The 14,982-nt window shown below is 73.6% G+C and carries 16 protein-coding genes; 11 read left to right on the top strand and 5 right to left on the bottom strand.

The window, feature by feature from the left end; genetic code table 11:
* Nucleotides 1–287, bottom strand: a 287-nt coding sequence (locus tag AOK22_RS39660) for a helix-turn-helix transcriptional regulator (RefSeq protein WP_157872221.1), incomplete at its 3' end; no start/stop codon positions are given.
* A gap of 108 nt (nucleotides 288–395) precedes the next feature.
* Between AOK22_RS39660 and AOK22_RS12245 the strand changes: the two genes are divergently transcribed.
* Nucleotides 396–2,141 carry a cell division protein PerM gene (locus AOK22_RS12245; protein ID WP_055698638.1) on the top strand — a complete coding sequence of 582 codons (1,746 nt, stop codon included), beginning with the start codon at nucleotides 396–398 and terminating at the stop codon, nucleotides 2,139–2,141.
* Between the two features lie 33 nt (nucleotides 2,142–2,174).
* Here AOK22_RS12245 and AOK22_RS12240 read toward each other — a convergent pair whose 3' ends face one another.
* Nucleotides 2,175–2,957, bottom strand: coding sequence for a hypothetical protein (locus tag AOK22_RS12240; protein WP_237773489.1), 783 nt, complete (start codon nucleotides 2,955–2,957; stop codon nucleotides 2,175–2,177).
* A 251-nt stretch (nucleotides 2,958–3,208) separates the two neighbouring features.
* Here AOK22_RS12240 and purN point away from each other — a divergent pair, with 251 nt between their 5' ends.
* Nucleotides 3,209–3,847, top strand: a complete 639-nt coding sequence (purN, locus tag AOK22_RS12235) for a phosphoribosylglycinamide formyltransferase (protein ID WP_425264019.1) — start codon at nucleotides 3,209–3,211, stop codon at nucleotides 3,845–3,847.
* Complete coding sequence (gene purH / locus AOK22_RS12230) at nucleotides 3,844–5,421, top strand: bifunctional phosphoribosylaminoimidazolecarboxamide formyltransferase/IMP cyclohydrolase (protein WP_055698635.1); 1,578 nt, start codon at nucleotides 3,844–3,846, stop codon at nucleotides 5,419–5,421. Before purN ends, purH begins: the two co-directional genes overlap by 4 nt.
* A 313-nt stretch (nucleotides 5,422–5,734) precedes the next feature.
* On the opposite strand, the gene AOK22_RS12225 is transcribed toward purH, so the two are convergent.
* A complete protein-coding gene (locus tag AOK22_RS12225) occupies nucleotides 5,735–6,361 on the bottom strand; it encodes a hypothetical protein (RefSeq protein ID WP_055698634.1) in 627 nt (208 codons plus the stop codon).
* Nucleotides 6,362–6,605: 244 nt separating this feature from the next.
* Here AOK22_RS12225 and AOK22_RS12220 point away from each other — a divergent pair, with 244 nt between their 5' ends.
* The 4 genes from AOK22_RS12220 (at nucleotide 6,606) to AOK22_RS12205 (ending at nucleotide 10,079) form a co-directional block, all read left to right on the top strand.
* Nucleotides 6,606–7,460, top strand: a complete 855-nt coding sequence (locus AOK22_RS12220) for a bifunctional methylenetetrahydrofolate dehydrogenase/methenyltetrahydrofolate cyclohydrolase (protein ID WP_055698633.1) — start codon at nucleotides 6,606–6,608, stop codon at nucleotides 7,458–7,460.
* A 20-nt stretch (nucleotides 7,461–7,480) separates the two neighbouring features.
* Entirely contained in the window at nucleotides 7,481–7,954 is a 474-nt protein-coding gene (locus AOK22_RS12215; protein WP_055698632.1) for a DUF3017 domain-containing protein, read from the top strand.
* 270 nt (nucleotides 7,955–8,224) lie between these two features.
* The gene (locus tag AOK22_RS12210) at nucleotides 8,225–9,388 is read left to right on the top strand and encodes a sensor histidine kinase (RefSeq protein WP_055698631.1); all 1,164 of its coding nucleotides are present in this window, start codon (nucleotides 8,225–8,227) and stop codon (nucleotides 9,386–9,388) included.
* Between the two features lie 4 nt (nucleotides 9,389–9,392).
* Nucleotides 9,393–10,079 (top strand): response regulator, encoded by a 687-nt coding sequence (locus AOK22_RS12205; RefSeq protein ID WP_055698630.1) that lies wholly within the window; start codon nucleotides 9,393–9,395, stop codon nucleotides 10,077–10,079.
* Nucleotides 10,080–10,187: 108 nt separating this feature from the next.
* Here AOK22_RS12205 and AOK22_RS41395 read toward each other — a convergent pair whose 3' ends face one another.
* Nucleotides 10,188–10,598 (bottom strand): peptidoglycan-binding domain-containing protein, encoded by a 411-nt coding sequence (locus AOK22_RS41395; RefSeq protein ID WP_055698629.1) that lies wholly within the window; start codon nucleotides 10,596–10,598, stop codon nucleotides 10,188–10,190.
* Nucleotides 10,599–10,881: 283 nt separating this feature from the next.
* On the opposite strand from AOK22_RS41395, the gene AOK22_RS12195 reads away from it, so the two are divergent.
* The 3 genes from AOK22_RS12195 (at nucleotide 10,882) to AOK22_RS12185 (ending at nucleotide 13,472) form a co-directional block, all read left to right on the top strand.
* Nucleotides 10,882–11,610 (top strand): peptidoglycan-binding protein, encoded by a 729-nt coding sequence (locus tag AOK22_RS12195; RefSeq protein WP_055698640.1) that lies wholly within the window; start codon nucleotides 10,882–10,884, stop codon nucleotides 11,608–11,610.
* Nucleotides 11,607–12,464 carry a helix-turn-helix domain-containing protein gene (locus AOK22_RS12190; RefSeq protein WP_055698628.1) on the top strand — a complete coding sequence of 286 codons (858 nt, stop codon included), beginning with the start codon at nucleotides 11,607–11,609 and terminating at the stop codon, nucleotides 12,462–12,464. Before AOK22_RS12195 ends, AOK22_RS12190 begins: the two co-directional genes overlap by 4 nt.
* A 429-nt stretch (nucleotides 12,465–12,893) precedes the next feature.
* Nucleotides 12,894–13,472: a helix-turn-helix domain-containing protein gene (locus tag AOK22_RS12185; protein ID WP_055698627.1), complete on the top strand. Its 579-nt coding sequence runs from the start codon at nucleotides 12,894–12,896 to the stop codon at nucleotides 13,470–13,472.
* Nucleotides 13,473–13,630: 158 nt separating this feature from the next.
* Here AOK22_RS12185 and AOK22_RS12180 read toward each other — a convergent pair whose 3' ends face one another.
* Nucleotides 13,631–14,179, bottom strand: coding sequence for a peptidoglycan-binding domain-containing protein (locus AOK22_RS12180; RefSeq protein ID WP_244164752.1), 549 nt, complete (start codon nucleotides 14,177–14,179; stop codon nucleotides 13,631–13,633).
* A 363-nt stretch (nucleotides 14,180–14,542) separates the two neighbouring features.
* On the opposite strand from AOK22_RS12180, the gene AOK22_RS12175 reads away from it, so the two are divergent.
* On the top strand, nucleotides 14,543–14,982 hold a 440-nt coding region (locus tag AOK22_RS12175), incomplete at its 3' end, for a helix-turn-helix domain-containing protein (protein ID WP_244164751.1).

The raw sequence follows: 14,982 nt of genomic DNA, 5'->3' as shown, positions 1-14,982 counted from the left end.
CGGCTCCGTTCGAGCAGGGGAGACCCCACTCGCCCCGCGGCAGGCCCGCCCGCGACGGCGGGGACCGGCTCTTCCGCCGTCTTCTCCGCCGCGATCGCGTTCAGGAGTTTCGCGTAGGCCTCGCGCTTGCGGCCTCTGGGGTTGGTGCGGCCTGTTTCCCAGGAGCGGACTGTTTCGCGTGTGACGCCCACCTTCGCGGCGAGGTCTGCCTGGCTCAGCGACTTCGCCTCGCGCAGCCTGCGGCGTTCCTTGGGGGACGGCAGCGGGACGGGAGGGCTCTGGGTCATGTCTCAGCCGTTCCGCCGTACGAAAAAGTACATAAACGTATCTTGAGCGACACATCCGGTATTCGCCTGTTACGAGGAGAAAGCGCGTGTCGTTGGGAGCATGGCCGTGTGACCCAGACCACCGAGCACAGCGCCTCGTCGCCGCCCGTGAAGCCGCCGCGCGAACGGGCCCGTGACCGTTCGCCCGGACTGGCCACCTGCGTGGTGGGCGGGGCCGTCGCCGCGGGCCTGGGGCTCGGCTCGTTCGCCGTCCTGGTGATGGTGCTGTGGATCAGCTCGCCGTACCCCGACAGCGGTCCCGGCGGGGCCCTGCACGTCGCGGCCGGGCTGTGGCTCCTCGCGCACGGCACGGAGCTGATCAGGACGGACACCCTCTCCGGGACGCCCGCGCCGATCGGCGTGACGCCGCTGCTGCTGGTCGTCCTGCCGGGCTGGCTGCTGCACCGGGCGGCGCGGGACGCGGCCGCCCCCGAGGGGCGCGGGCACCCCGCGCGGACGGCGTGGTGCGGGGTGGTCGTCGGCTATCTGCTGGTCGGCGCGGCGGCGGCGCTGTACGCGGCGGGCGGCGAGCTGCGGCCCGACTGGATCGGCGTCGGCGCGCATGTGCCGGTGCTCGCCGTCGGCGCGGCCGGGTTCGGGGTGTGGACGGCGCACGGGCGTCCCCGCGGGCCGCTGCCGGGGTTCCTGCGGCGCGCCCTGACCGCGCTGCCCGACGGGGGGCGCGGTGTCTTCGTGCGCGGCTTCTTCGTGCGGCGTCGTGCGCTGGCCCTCGCGCGGGCCGCGGCGGCGGGGACGACGGTGCTCGTCGGAGGCGGCGCGCTGCTCGTCGCGGTGTCGCTCGTGCTGCGCGCGGGGCCGATGCAGGCGTCGTTCGCGCAGGTCACGGACGTGTGGTCGGGGCGGCTCGCGGTGCTGCTGCTGGCCCTCGCGCTGGTGCCGAACGCGGCGGTGTGGGGCGCGGCCTACGGCCTGGGCCCCGGTGTCGTGCTCGGCACGGGAACCGTCGCGGGGCCCCTGGCCGTGGACGCGGGCCCGCTGCTGCCGCCGTTCCCGCTGTTCGCCGCGGTGCCGGAGGCCGGGCCCGGGTCGCCGCTGACCTGGTCGGTGGCCGCGGTGCCCGTCGTGGCGGGGCTCGTGGTGGCGTGGTGCACGGTCCAGGTGGCGGCGCCCGCCTTCGGGGAGCGGGACGAGGCCTGGTCGCGGGGGCGGACGGCCGCGGGCGTGGCGGTGGCGGCCGCGCTGTGCGGGGCGGCGATGGCGGTGCTCGCGGCGCTGGCGGGCGGGCCGATGGGGGTCGCGGTGCTCGCCGAGTTCGGGCCGGTGTGGTGGCAGGTGGGGCCCGCGGCGCTGGGCTGGGTGGCGCTGGTCGGCGTGCCGGCGGCGCTGGGGCTGCGGGCGTGGCGCCTGCGGGAGCCGTCCGGCGCGGGACGCCGGGTCGGGGTTCCGCGGCCCCGGCTGCCGCGGCCCCGGCTGCCGCGGGTGCGGATCCCGCGGATGAGGATCCCGCGGATGCGGCTTCCGCGCGTACGGCTCCCGTGGTCCGGGCGTACGGCGGACCTCCCGCCCGCCGGACCGGACGCCCCACAGGCGCCGGACGGGCCGTCGGACACGGCACCGGACGCCCTGGGATCCCCGCAGACACCGGCGACCCGGCCACCCCCGGAGGCACCGGCACCCCACCTCTTCGAGCCGTACGACTTCCTGCCGCAGCCCCCGGACATGGACCCCGCCGCCACCTGGCACGACGACGCGGCCCGCGAGGCCCGCTGGCAGGCGCTGAAGGAGGCCGGCGCGCGGGGCGCCCCCGAGCGGGGCCCACAACCGAAGGACCCGCCCACCCCAGCCGCGGAGTGAACGGGTCCTCAGAGGGAGAAAGCCAAGCCCGCGCTAGTCGTCGTCCTGCTCGCCCAGCAGCGGACGCAGCTGCTTCGGCAGCAGGTCCTCGCAGTTCTGCTTCGACGCGCTGGTCAGCGCGTCGTCCACGCACGTGTAGTAGTCGCGGTACACCAGCTGCGCCGTGAACGTCCCCGCCACCATCACCAGCGCGAGCGCCCCCGTCACCAGGCCGCTGACCGCGGCCGTCGTCTGGGGCCGCGTGGACGGCCGCACGGCCGGCTGGTCGGCCCGGGGCGCGGAGCCCTGGGCGGCGGGCGCCGCCGGGTCCGGCGTGCGCTGCTTGGCCCGCAGCGCCTGGACGGCCCACATCAGCGCGAGCGCGCCGAGCAGCAGCGCGACGTACCGCCAGCCGAACAGCGCGAAGAAGAAGGCCCACATGCCGGAGAGCAGGGCGTAGCGCGCGCGGCGCTGGGCCGGGTCCGTGGGGTCCCAGCGCAGCCCTCCGCCGTTGCCCGGCCCGGAGGGGCCCTCCTGCTGGGGGCCGCCCTGCTGCTGGCCGGGGCGGTCGCCGAAGCCGCCGGGGGAGCGGCCGGGCTGGCGGTCGCTCCACTGGCTGCCCCAGGGGGAGCCGTGCTCACCGCCCTGCGAACCGTCCGGGGCGGAGTCGCCCGAGGGGCGGCGCGGCTGCCAGGGCCGGTCCGGCGTCCCCTCCGGCGGCGGCGCGAAGGGGTTGTCGTCGTCCTTGCCCGTTCCCTGCGAGCCCGTGCCCCGGGACTCCGGTCCCTGGGAGTCGGAGTCCTGCGGTGGAGACGAAGGGCGGCTACGGTCCGGCATCAGGTGTGCGTCTTCCCCTTGGTTGGGCCGTGCTGGAGCCGTCGGGCGGCTCGGCAACTCGGCATTCGTCGGTATTCAGGCGCCTTTCCGACAGACGCTACCTTCCCCCCGCGCCCCCGTCCCGTGAGGGGCGGTTCCGTGTGCCGGTATCGTTGCTGGCGGTCGGCCGCTTCGTAGGGTTCCCCGTATCGCGGGGCTCGAAGCCTTCGTACGACCGTACAAAGACGCACCTTCCGAGAAAGGGCCCCGCTGTGGCCGAGAGCGCTGTGGTCGCGCGTCCCAAGCGACTCGTCGTGCTGGTCTCCGGGTCGGGCACGAACCTGCAGGCCCTGATCGACACCATCCGGACCCAGGGGGCCGGGGCCTACGGAGCCGAGATCGTCGCCGTCGGTGCCGACCGCGACGGCATCGCCGGCCTGGAGCGCGCCGAGCGCGCCGGGCTCCCTACCTTCGTCTGCCGGGTGAAGGACCACGCGACCCGCGGAGAGTGGGACGCGGCGCTCGCCGAGGCGACGGCCGCGCACGAACCCGACCTGGTGGTCTCCGCCGGGTTCATGAAGATCGTGGGGAAGGAGTTCCTCGCGCTCTTCGGCGGGCGGTTCGTGAATACGCACCCCGCGCTGCTGCCCAGTTTTCCGGGGGCCCACGGCGCGCGCGACGCGCTCGCGTACGGCGTCAAGGTCACCGGCTGCACCGTCCACTTCGTCGACGACGGCGTCGACACCGGCCCGATCATCGCCCAGGGCGTGGTCGAGGTCCGGGACGAGGACGACGAGAGCGCTCTGCACGAGCGCATCAAGGAAGTCGAGCGCACGCTGCTCGTCGATGTCGTGGGGCGTCTGGCCCGGCACGGCTACCGCATTGAGGGACGAAAGGTTCTTATCCCGTGACCGCCGAAGCTACGAACGCGAACGCCGCGCAGCGCCCGATCAAGCGCGCGCTGGTCAGCGTCTACGACAAGACCGGCCTGGAAGAGCTCGCGCGCGGGCTGCACGAGGCGGGTGTCGAGCTCGTCTCCACCGGTTCGACCGCCGCGAGGATCGCCGGCGCGGGCGTGCCCGTCACCAAGGTCGAGGAGCTCACCGGCTTCCCCGAGTGCCTGGACGGCCGGGTCAAGACCCTGCACCCGAAGGTCCACGCGGGCATCCTCGCCGACCTGCGCCTGGAGGACCACCAGCGGCAGCTCGCCGAGCTGGGCGTCGAGCCCTTCCAGCTCGTCGTCGTGAACCTGTACCCCTTCAAGGAGACCGTCGCCTCGGGCGCCACTCCCGACGAGTGCGTCGAGCAGATCGACATCGGCGGCCCCTCGATGGTCCGCGCCGCCGCCAAGAACCACCCCTCGGTCGCGGTCGTCACCGACCCGAAGCGGTACGCCGACGTGCTCGCCGCGGTCAAGGCCGGCGGCTTCGACCTGACCGCGCGCAAGCGGCTGGCGGGAGAAGCGTTCCAGCACACCGCCGCGTATGACGTGGCCGTCGCCTCCTGGTTCGCCGACGACTACGCCGCGGCCGACGAGTCCGGCTTCCCCGAGTTCCTCGGCGCCACGTACGCGCGCAACAACGTCCTCCGCTACGGCGAGAACCCGCACCAGGGCGCGGCCCTCTACGTCGACGGCACGGGCGGCCTCGCCGGGGCCGAGCAGCTGCACGGCAAGGAGATGTCGTACAACAACTACACGGACACGGACGCCGCGCGCCGTGCCGCGTACGACCACGACGAGCCCTGCGTCGCGATCATCAAGCACGCCAACCCGTGCGGCATCGCGATCGGCGCGAACGTCGCCGAGGCGCACCGCAAGGCGCACGCCTGCGACCCGCTGTCCGCGTACGGCGGCGTGATCGCCGTGAACCGCCCGGTCACCAAGGAGATGGCCGAGCAGGTCGCCGAGATCTTCACCGAGGTCATCGTCGCGCCCGACTACGAGGACGGCGCGCTCGAAGCCCTCACCAAGAAGAAGAACATCCGCGTGCTGCGCGCCCGCCAGGCGCCGTCGAACGCCGTCGAGGTCAAGCAGATCGACGGCGGCGCGCTCCTCCAGGTCACCGACCGGCTCCAGGCCGACGGCGACAACCCCGCCAACTGGACGCTCGCCACGGGCGACGCGCTGGGCGAGGGCGAGCTCGCCGAGCTGGCCTTCGCCTGGAAGGCGTCCCGCGCGGTCAAGTCCAACGCGATCCTGCTCGCCAAGGACGGCGCCTCGGTCGGCGTCGGCATGGGCCAGGTCAACCGCGTCGACTCCGCGAAGCTCGCCGTCGAGCGCGCGGGCGAGGAGCGGGCGCGCGGCTCCTACGCCGCCTCCGACGCGTTCTTCCCCTTCCCCGACGGCCTGGAGATCCTGACCGCCGCGGGCGTCAAGGCCGTGGTGCAGCCGGGCGGTTCGGTCCGCGACGAGCTGGTCGTGGAGGCCGCGAAGAAGGCGGGCGTCACGATGTACTTCACGGGGACGCGGCACTTCTTCCACTGAGCCGTGTGAGCCGCGCGCCGCGCGGACCGACGTACGCAGGACAGGTGGCCGCGCCCTTCCCCCGAGGAAGGGCGCGGCCACCGTCATGCTGTCAGGGGGGGCGGGCCCGGAGGGCGCGTCCGGCATGAGCGGTGGTACGACGACGATGCTGGACAAGGCTCCGTCCTCCGTCCCCCCGTCCTTCGCAGCCGATGCGCGGCACACGACAGGGAGACGGCCAAGGGCCGTACCCCTCATATGCGGAGAGAGGTACGGCCCTTGGGCGGAATGGGCGTAAAGACGCCGGACCCGGCGTGGTGTGCGGTCGGGCCGCTCAGTAGCGCGGGCGGGCGAACCAGGCGGTCCCGCTGGGCACGACCGGGGCGATCGTGATGATGACCGCGAAGACGACCCAGATCAGCGGGAAGATGACGGCGCTGGCGAAGCCGGAGTCGATGCCGACGAAGAGGTAGATCAGACCGAGGATGCCGCCGAGCGCCCCGTAGACCACCGTGGTGATCCGGATGCCCTGGCCGCCGCGGCTGAACTTCACGCCGAGCGTGATCGACAGGGCGGCGAGCGCCGCCGCGATCAGCGCGAAGACCACGAACAGGCCGGCGGCCGCGTCGCCGAAGTCGCTCGTGCTGGTGAAGCCGAACTCGTCGGCGCTGTCGGAGACGTCGTTGGCGACGGCCGCCCCGTAGAGGAAGCCGATCGCGCCCAGTATCTGCACCGCAGAGATCAGGAAGAGGAAGACCCGCGCGGTCATGAGGAGACCCGGCATCGACTGCTGCATCACGTTGCCGCCCGGGTAGCCGGGGTAGGCCGGCTGCTGCGGGTAGCCGTAGCCCTGCTGCGGCGGCACGCCGGGCGGGCCCTGCTGGGGGTAGCCGTACCCGGGAGCGGCCGGGGGCTGCTGGGGCGGCTGCCCGTAGGGGTTGTTCGGGTCGCCGTAACTCATGGCGGTCTTCCTCCGTCGGGTAGTGCGGGGACGACGCGGCACATCACGGAGGAAAGTTCTACAGATGCGGTCCGTCCCCCCGACACTGCCCGCGGCACTGTGCCGCATATCGTTCTTTAGCCATGGCTTATTTGTCCAGCCGCATTCCCTATGTGTTGTGCAAGTGCAACCTCCTGAACGGCCTGGTGGGCCGCGGGAGCGCCCTGATTGGTACCGGGCGGGCCTCATCCGGGAAGATGGGGTCATGACCGCCCAGATTCTCGATGGCAAGGCCACCGCAGCCGCGATCAAGTCCGAACTGACCGCCCGCGTGGCGGCCCTGAAGGAGAAGGGCGTCACGCCCGGACTCGGTACCGTCCTGGTCGGCGACGACCCGGGCAGCCAGAAGTACGTCGCGGGCAAGCACCGCGACTGCGCGCAGGTCGGCATCGCCTCGATCCAGCGCGAACTGCCCGCCACCGCCACCCAGGAAGAGATCGAGGCGGTCGTCCGCGAGCTCAACGAGGACCCGGCCTGCACCGGGTACATCGTCCAGCTCCCGCTGCCCAAGGGCATCGACGAGAACCGCATCCTGGAGCTGATGGACCCGGCCAAGGACGCCGACGGCCTGCACCCGATGAACCTCGGCCGCCTCGTCCTGAACGAGCCGGGACCGCTGCCCTGCACGCCCTACGGCATCATCCGGCTCCTGCGCCAACACGACGTGGAGATCAAGGGCGCCGAGGTCGTCGTCGTCGGCCGCGGTGTGACCATCGGCCGCCCGATGCCGCTGCTGCTCACCCGCAAGTCCGAGAACGCGACGGTCACGCAGTGCCACACCGGCACCCGCGACCTCGCCGCGCACCTGAAGCGGGCCGACATCATCGTCGCCGCGGCGGGCGTGCCGCACCTGATCAAGCCCGAGGACGTGAAGCCGGGCGCCGCCGTCCTGGACGTCGGCGTCTCCCGCGACGAGAACGGCAAGATCGTCGGCGACGTCCACCCGGGCGTCGCCGAGGTCGCCGGCTGGATCTCCCCGAACCCGGGCGGCGTCGGCCCCATGACCCGCGCCCAGCTCCTGGTGAACGTCGTCGAGGCCGCGGAACGCTCCGCGGGCTGAACCGGAAAGGGGCGCAGCCCATGAGCGCAGGATCCGACCCGGAGCGCACCTCCGGGCCTCCCCTGGCCAAGGGCGCGGTCAGCGCGCCGGGACCGGACGGCCGGCCGCGGAAGGTGTCGCGCCGCTTCCCGCTGTTCACGCGGGACACCGCGCGGCCCGAGGGCGGCGGCCGGGCCGCGCCCGGCGACGCCCCCGCCCCGGCCCGGCAGTGGCCGCTGCTCGGCGTCGTCTCGCTGGTCGGGCTCGGGCTGCTGCTCACCGCGCTCGACGTGTTCCGCGTCGGCACGCTGCTGATCGGCCTCGCCCTCATCGGCGGCGCCGTGCTGCGCTGGGCGCTGCCGGACGTGGGGATGCTGGCGGTCCGTTCGCGGTTCACGGACATGGTCACGTATGGCGCGCTCGGCCTCGCGATCGCGCTTCTCGCGATGATGGCGCAGCCCGATCCGTGGCTGGAGATCCCGTTCCTGGACGATACGCTCCACTACACGATCTAGACCCCGCGCCGGCCAGGACCGGCAGGACGAACGACGGTGGCCCGCCCTCCCGAGGAGGACGGGCCACCGTCGTGTGGACCAGGTTCCCCCGTGCCTCCCCCGATGGCCCGTAGTCCGGTCCACGACGCTACGGGCCGATGCGGAACGTGTCGTCCCACTCCCGGTTGACCTTCGGCTGCTCCCGGTGGCGTAGCCCGGCGGTTCCTACAACTTCCGCGGTACCGCAGCCGGTTGACGTTCCGCCGCCCGCACGCGGGTTACGCTGCGGCGATGCGGATCCGCCCCCTCATCGTCGACGTGCTCATCGCGGTCGCCCTGACCACGGTGGCGGTGCTGCTCGGCGAGGAGTCGGCGGCGCAGGGCTGGCCGGAACTCGACTCCCTGGGCTACGGGTTGGTGGCACTGGTGAATGTGCCGGTCGTTGCGCGGAGCAAGGCCCCGCTGACCGTGCTGATCGTCGTGCACCTCGCCTGGATCGCGTACGTCACCGCGGGCTACTGGCCCGTGGTGTGCACCTTCGGCCCCATGCTCATCCTCTACACCGTCGCCTCCCTCAGACCCCTGCGCGTCTCCCTGGCCTGCGCCGGACTGATGGCCGCCGTGTGGATCTACGCCGGCGCGATCAGCGCGCACGCGGTCATGGCGTCCGTCGTCGGGCAGGCCGTCGGCTTCTCCCTGGTCATCCTGCGCTTCGGCTACGTCGCGCGCCGATCGGCCGAACTGGCACGGCAGTTGAAGCGCGAGCAGGACGAGCGGGCCCGGCGCGAGGTCGCCGAGGAACGCGGCCGCATCGCGCGCGAACTGCACGACGTGGTCGCCCACCACATGTCGGTGATCTCCGTGCAGGCCGGCCTCGCCACCTTCGTCTTCGGCAGCGACCCCGCCACGGCCCGCACCGCGCTCGGCACCATCGCGGGCACCAGCGGCGAGGCCCTCGAAGAGCTGCGCCGCATGCTGCGGGTGCTGCGGGCCGAGGACGGCGGGCACGACGGCGAGGAACCCGCGGCGCCGATGCCGGGGCTCGCCCGCCTGGACGAGATGGTCGAGCGGGTGCGCGCCGGAGGAGTCCCCGTCGAACTGCGCGTCACCGGCACCCCGCGGCCGCTCGCCCCCGGCGTGGAACTCTGCGCCTACCGCGTGGTCCAGGAAGCCCTGACCAACGTCCTCAAGCATGCCCACGGAGCCGCGGCCGAGGTCGAACTCGCCTACCGCGGCGGGCACATCGAGGTCTCCGTCACCGACGACGGGAAGGGGGTGATTCCGGCCAGAGTACGCACCGGTAGCGGGCATGGCTTGCTTGGGATGCGGGAGCGGGCCAAGCTCTACGGCGGGACGATCAGCATCGGCCCGCTGAGCGAGGGGGGCTTCGCCGTGCGACTCACCCTGCCGACCTCGGCGCGGGCCGCGGCGCGGGGGGACGACGCAACGGAATGACCGCATGACCACGTGCATCAGAGTGCTCGTCGTCGACGACCAATTCCTCATCCGTGCGGGATTGGTCGGACTGCTGCGCGCCGCGCCGGGCATCGAGGTCGTCGGCGAGGCGGGCGACGGCGACGAGGCCGTGGAACTGGCCGCGCGCACCCGGCCCGACGTCGTCCTCATGGACATCCGGATGCCCGGCATGAACGGCATCACCGCCACCGCGAAGATCCTCCAGCAGGCCGCCGAACCGGCACCGCGCATCCTGGTCCTGACCACCTTCGACCTCGACGAGTACGTGTACGGGGCGCTGCGGGCCGGCGCCTCGGGGTTCCTGCTCAAGGACTCGGGGCCCGAGCGGCTGCTCGCCGCGGTGGCCGCGGTCGGCGCCGGCGACGCGCTCTTCGCGCCGAGCGTGACGCGGCGCCTGGTCGAGGCGTTCGCGCGCCAGGCGGCCGGGCCCGACGCGGACGACGGCACCCCGCCGCCCGACCTCGGGGCGCTGACCCTGCGCGAGGTCGAGGTCCTGAAGCTGATCGCGCGCGGTCTGACCAACGCGGACATCGCCGAGCGGCTCTACATCAGCGAGGCCACCGTCAAGACGCACCTCAACCGCACGATGAGCAAGCTCGACCTGGACAGCAGGGCGCAGGCGGTGGTGGTCGCGTACGAGACGGGCCTGGTGACGCCGGGCGGCTCGTAGACGTGCGGGTGGCCCGGGGGCTGAGCGCAGGACGCGCGGCCCGTCCTCTCCCCCGGGGAGGGCGGGCCGCGCTCAGGAGCGTGCCGCCGGTGACGGCCCCGCCGGCGCTCAGCGCTGGCAGAAGCTCTTGTTCGTGTCCGGGTGCAGCACCTTCCAGGTGTTCGGGCCCACCTCGCCGTCCACGGCGATGTCGGGCTTGCGGGTCTTGTTGCAGTTCTGCTGGCTGACCTTCACGGCGTGGGCGGTCTTCTCGCCGTACCAGCCGTCGATCTTGACGTAGTCGCCCCAGCCCCAGACCTTGCTCAGGAGGCACTGGGCGTGCTTGATCGCCTTGCCCTCGTTGGAGCCGATGTACAGGGTCGGGTGGCCGCCCTTGTAGCCGCAGGCGTCGGCGGCCTTGACGGTGCTCCCGGGCTGGGCGGCGCCCGCCGGCGTGCTGGACAGGATGCCGCCCGCGAGGCCGCCCGCGAGGGCCAGGGAGGCGAAGCCGACGGTGAGGCGCTTGCGCGTGGTGATCATGATTCCCCCGGTGGTAGTCGGTGTGGACGACGGCGCGGAGTCGACCGTGCCGTCCGGTGTGCACCACTGACACTGCCGTGACGGAAGGGTCAACGGCCAGAGGGAATGGCCGAGTTGGGCCCTTCTGGGACGTCCCACGCGCTGACCTGCGGGGATGCGCCGCCCCGTGACGCGATCGTGGGACGGGGCGGCGCGCCGGGGGGAACCGGTGTGTCTGCATCCGCCATCCTTCGTGGGACAAGGGCGCTTGTCGCCTCGGGGGAAGGCGCGAATGGAGTGGGACATGTCGCGTTGGAAGGAACTGCCCTTATCGCTGGGGGACCGCGAGCGGGAACTCGTCGTCCAGCTGAGGCGGTTGAAGGACCGCAGCGGGCTGAGCCTGGCCTCGCTCGCCGCGAAGACCTCGTACAGCCGCTCCTCCTGGGAGCGCTACCTCAACGGCAAGCTGCCCGTGCCGCGCGGGGCCGTCGAGGAGCTGACGCGGGTGTGCGGGGCGGAGCCGACCCGGCTCCTGGCGCTGCACGAGGTGGTGACGGCGTCGGCGGGGGCCTCCGACGGCGACGCTCCGCCGGCGGCCCCCGCCCCCGCCCCGGACCCGGGCCCGCGGCTCGTGCCGCTGCGGTTCGCGGTCGGCGGGGCCGCGCTCGCGGTGGCCGCCGCGTTCGGCGCCGGGCTGTTCGCCGGGAGCGCGTGGTGGGGCGGGGAGGACCGGGAGCGGGGCGTCTACGCGTACGAGAAGGGGCGTACGTACGACTGCGCGGACGACCGCGAGGACGGCGCGCGGTACGCCGGGTACAGCCTGACCCGCGAGGCGCTGCTCGACCGGGGCGGCAGCGGCTGGGAGGTCGTCGAGGCCCAATGCCTGCTGAAACAGGCCGGGTTCGGGGCGGGCGCGGTCGACGGCGCGTACGGGGAGGGTACGAAGAAGGCGGTCACGCGCTTCCAGCGGGCGCGCGGACTGGTCGACGACGGGATCGTGGGGCCCGACACCTGGGGGGAGTTGCGCAAGTGAGCGTGTCCGAGGGGGAGACGAAGGCGGACGTGCCGCCCGAGTGCGGGCAACTGGGGCTCGCGATGCGGGAGTTGCGGGAACGCACCGGGCTCAGTCTGGCGGCGCTCGCGCTGCGCACGCCGTACAGCAAGTCGTCCTGGGAGCGGTACCTCAACGGCAAGAAGCCCGCGCCCCGCCAGGCGGTCGTCGCGCTCTGCGCCCTGGCGGGGGAGGAGCCGGGGCGGCTGCTCGCGCTGTGGGAGCTGGCGGACGCGGCGTGGAGCGGGCGGGCCGCGCGCGGCGGGATGACGGTGGTCACCGCGTCCGCCGCGGTGGACGGGGCCGCGCAGGGGGCGGCGGCCGGTCCGGCGCGGCGGCGGCGCCGGGGCGCAGCGCTCGCCGTGGGGGCCGCGGCGGCGGCCGTGCTCGCGGGCCTCGCGGTGCTGGCCGGGCTCGGTACGGGCGGCGGGGCGCAGGACGGGCCGGGCACGGCGCGGGCGACCATGCCCGCGCCGTACGAGCCGCGCTGCGTCGGGCGGGCCTGCGAGGGCCGGGACCCGGCGCGGATGGGCTGCGGCGGCCAGGGGCAGGTGACCTCGCTCGCCACGCGGGACTTCGCCCAGGAGCGCCGCGTCGAACTGCGCCACGGCACGGCCTGCCGCGCGGTGTGGGTGCGGGCCAGGGGGCTGCGCCCCGGCGACCGGGTCGAGCTGACGCTGCCGGGCACGGCCCGCAAGGCGGTCGCGGCGTCCGACGCGGCGGACACCCGGCGCTATCTGGCGACCCGGATGACGGCGGCGGTGGACGGCCCGGCCGGGGCGCGGGTGTGTCTGGTGCCGGCGGACGGCGGGGCACGCGAGTGCTTCGGGAAGTGAGGGTCTTCGGGCGGGCTCCGGCGTGCGGGAGTGCGGAGGGGTGGGAGTGCAGGGGAGCGGAAGTGCGGAGGTGCGGAGGTGCGGAGGGGCGGGGCGCATAGGAGACGGCGCCCGTCCTCTCCCCCGTGGGAGGACGGGCGCCGCCGTTCTGGGGAGTGTGCTTCCTGCTGGAATCTCCCGATGTAAGCGGTGCGTTCCGCTCGAGATCCAGAGTCATGGACCCGCCAATCTCGTTCAAGGGATGCCAGGCCCCTGTGGCACGGAGGTGACCATTCCGCAACGGTGTTCGGGACCTGCAACGAGCCTGCTCCGAAGCCTGTGACGCCCTACTCGGGAGCCGGAGGGAACCAATCGGTGCCGGGCCGCCGTCACTTGGGCCAAGCGGGCGCGGCCCGCCGGTGTGGAGTGGGCGAGGCTCGGGGGAGGGCCATGGGCGCTGGTGGCTGGCAGCCGCTTCCTGAGGGGCTTCCCCCGGAGGTACGGCACTTCGTGGAGCAGCTGCGGCTGCTCAAGGACCGCACGGGGCTCAGCCTGGTCGCCCTCGGCCAGCGGACCGCGTACAGCAAGTCGTCCTGGCAGCGCTACCTCAACGCCCAGCAGCCCCCGCCCCGCCAGGCGGTCGCCGCGCTGTGCCGGGTGGCGGGGGTCGACGCCGAACGCTTCGGCGCGCGCTGGGAGTTGGCGGTACGTGCGTGGCCGCGGGGTGGGGGCGGGGACACGGGCGCGGCCGAGGCCGGCCCCGTGCAGAGTGTTGTGGCGCAGGGCGGCGTGGCGCCGGGTGCCGTGGTCGCGGACCGGGTGGTGGCCGACGGGGACTGGGTGCGGGGAGAGGAGCCGACCGTCCCGTGGTGGGAGGCGGTCGGCTCCTCGGCGGTGCCGCGCGGCGTGCGGAGCCTGCGGTGGCGGGCACCGTCCTGGCGCGGGGTCGCCTGCGCCGCGCTCGCCGTCGTGGCGCTGCTGCTCGTCGGGCTGCTGTGGGTTCTCGCGCGAGGGGTCGGGGGGCTCTGAGTTCGCGTGCCGTGTGCCGTGTGCCGTGGGGTGTCGGGCGCCGGGCGTTGGGGTGGGGCTTCGGGGCGAGGAACGGCGAAGGGACCGCCGGGTGGTGGCGGTCCCTTCGGTTTCCCGGGGCTCCCGGTGATCCGGGAGCCCCGACCGTTCCCCGGCGCTCAGCTGCGCCAGTCGTACGCGGCCTTCTTCCACTGGCCGTAGACCTTCACGTAGTACGTGCCGTCCAGGCGCTTGAACGTCACGTCGTGGCTGTAGCCGCTGTACGTGATCCAGCCCCCGCTGCCGTTCGGCCCGTCCAGGAAGTCGTCCGCCGCCCCGAAGGTCTCCTTGCCCGCGATGCCGTCGACGTCCTCCAGGTCCTCGTTGTGCTGCCAGTACTTGGTGGCCGACTCGGTCCGCTTGCCGAAGCGGCCGTCGATGTCCGACAGCTTGAAGGCGTGCCGCTTGCCGTCGGAGTCCTTCCACTTGGCGCCGTCCGCGTACAGGACGGTCTGCCACAGCCGCGTGGCGTTGCTGTCCGCGTGGCTCCAGCGCGACAGGTCGCCCTCGTCGCCCCAGTCGTTGTACGCGGCGCCCTTGCCGTCGACGACGTGGGGCCCGGTGGCCTGGGCGAGCGACGCGGTGCCGCCGAGCGCGATGCCCGCCCCCGCCGTCACGGCCACGGCCGCCATCAGAAGCCTTTTCGACCGGCCCTGGGTGTTGCGCATGTGATCCCCCTAGTGGTGCGCTGACTGCCCTCGATGTTTCCGTGCCGCGGACCGTCGAAAAAGGGTCAACTCCCGCAACCGGGACGCTTTGGGACGTCCCGGTCCGCTGCCTGGGGTTCCGCGTCGCGGGGCGGGACGCCGGTGGGACACTGGGGCACGGACCGCGGGGCAGGACCGTGGTCCGGACCGACGGGGCCCGGGGAGTGCGACGGGTGCAGGCCAGTGGCCCGAATGCTCCCGTGCGCCCCCACGGCGGGAACTGACATCCTGGCTCCGCGCATCCCTCTGGGTAGCCCAGGAGCGGGGACCGCGCGGGTCGGTGCGGGGGCTGGACAGGCACGTACGGGGGGAATAGGGGGAGCAATGCCACGTTGGAAGGCGCTACCGGACGAGCTCGATCCGGAGGTCAGGGAGTTCGCCAGCCAGCTGCGCAGGCTCGTCGACCGGAGTGGTCTCAGCATCGCGGCGGTCTCGGACAGGACCGGGTACAGCAAGACGTCGTGGGAGCGCTATCTGAACGGGCGGCTGCTCGCGCCGAAGGGGGCGATCGTCGCGCTCGCGGAGGTGACGGGGACGCAGCCCGTTCACCTCATCACCATGTGGGAGCTCGCGGAGCGGGCGTGGAGCCGCTCCGAGATGCGGCACGACATGACGATGCAGGCGATCCGGATCTCCCAGGCGCGGGCCGCTCTGGGGGAGTTGGGGCCGAATCCTCCCGGTTCCGCGAAGTCTTCCGGGAAGTCGTCCTCCGCGAAGCCCTCGAAGTCGGCGAACGGCTCCGGGGGGCCGGGTGCGGGTGCGGG

This window comes from Streptomyces silaceus (genome assembly GCF_001419745.1).
Classification (GTDB): Bacteria; Actinomycetota; Actinomycetes; order Streptomycetales; family Streptomycetaceae; genus Streptomyces; species Streptomyces silaceus.
This window is presented reverse-complemented; position numbering and strand designations above follow the sequence as displayed.

Coding starts and splice junctions, on each gene's coding strand:
- AOK22_RS12185 (WP_055698627.1), top strand. CDS start 12,894: ATGGGCGCTGGTGGCTGGCAGCCGCTTCCTGAGGGGCTTCCCCCGGAG.
- AOK22_RS12240 (WP_237773489.1), bottom strand. CDS start 2,957: ATGCCGGACCGTAGCCGCCCTTCGTCTCCACCGCAGGACTCCGACTCC.
- AOK22_RS12205 (WP_055698630.1), top strand. CDS start 9,393: ATGACCACGTGCATCAGAGTGCTCGTCGTCGACGACCAATTCCTCATC.
- AOK22_RS12215 (WP_055698632.1), top strand. CDS start 7,481: ATGAGCGCAGGATCCGACCCGGAGCGCACCTCCGGGCCTCCCCTGGCC.
- AOK22_RS12195 (WP_055698640.1), top strand. CDS start 10,882: ATGTCGCGTTGGAAGGAACTGCCCTTATCGCTGGGGGACCGCGAGCGG.
- AOK22_RS41395 (WP_055698629.1), bottom strand. CDS start 10,598: ATGATCACCACGCGCAAGCGCCTCACCGTCGGCTTCGCCTCCCTGGCC.
- AOK22_RS12225 (WP_055698634.1), bottom strand. CDS start 6,361: ATGAGTTACGGCGACCCGAACAACCCCTACGGGCAGCCGCCCCAGCAG.
- AOK22_RS12180 (WP_244164752.1), bottom strand. CDS start 14,179: ATGCGCAACACCCAGGGCCGGTCGAAAAGGCTTCTGATGGCGGCCGTG.
- AOK22_RS12210 (WP_055698631.1), top strand. CDS start 8,225: ATGCGGATCCGCCCCCTCATCGTCGACGTGCTCATCGCGGTCGCCCTG.
- AOK22_RS12220 (WP_055698633.1), top strand. CDS start 6,606: ATGACCGCCCAGATTCTCGATGGCAAGGCCACCGCAGCCGCGATCAAG.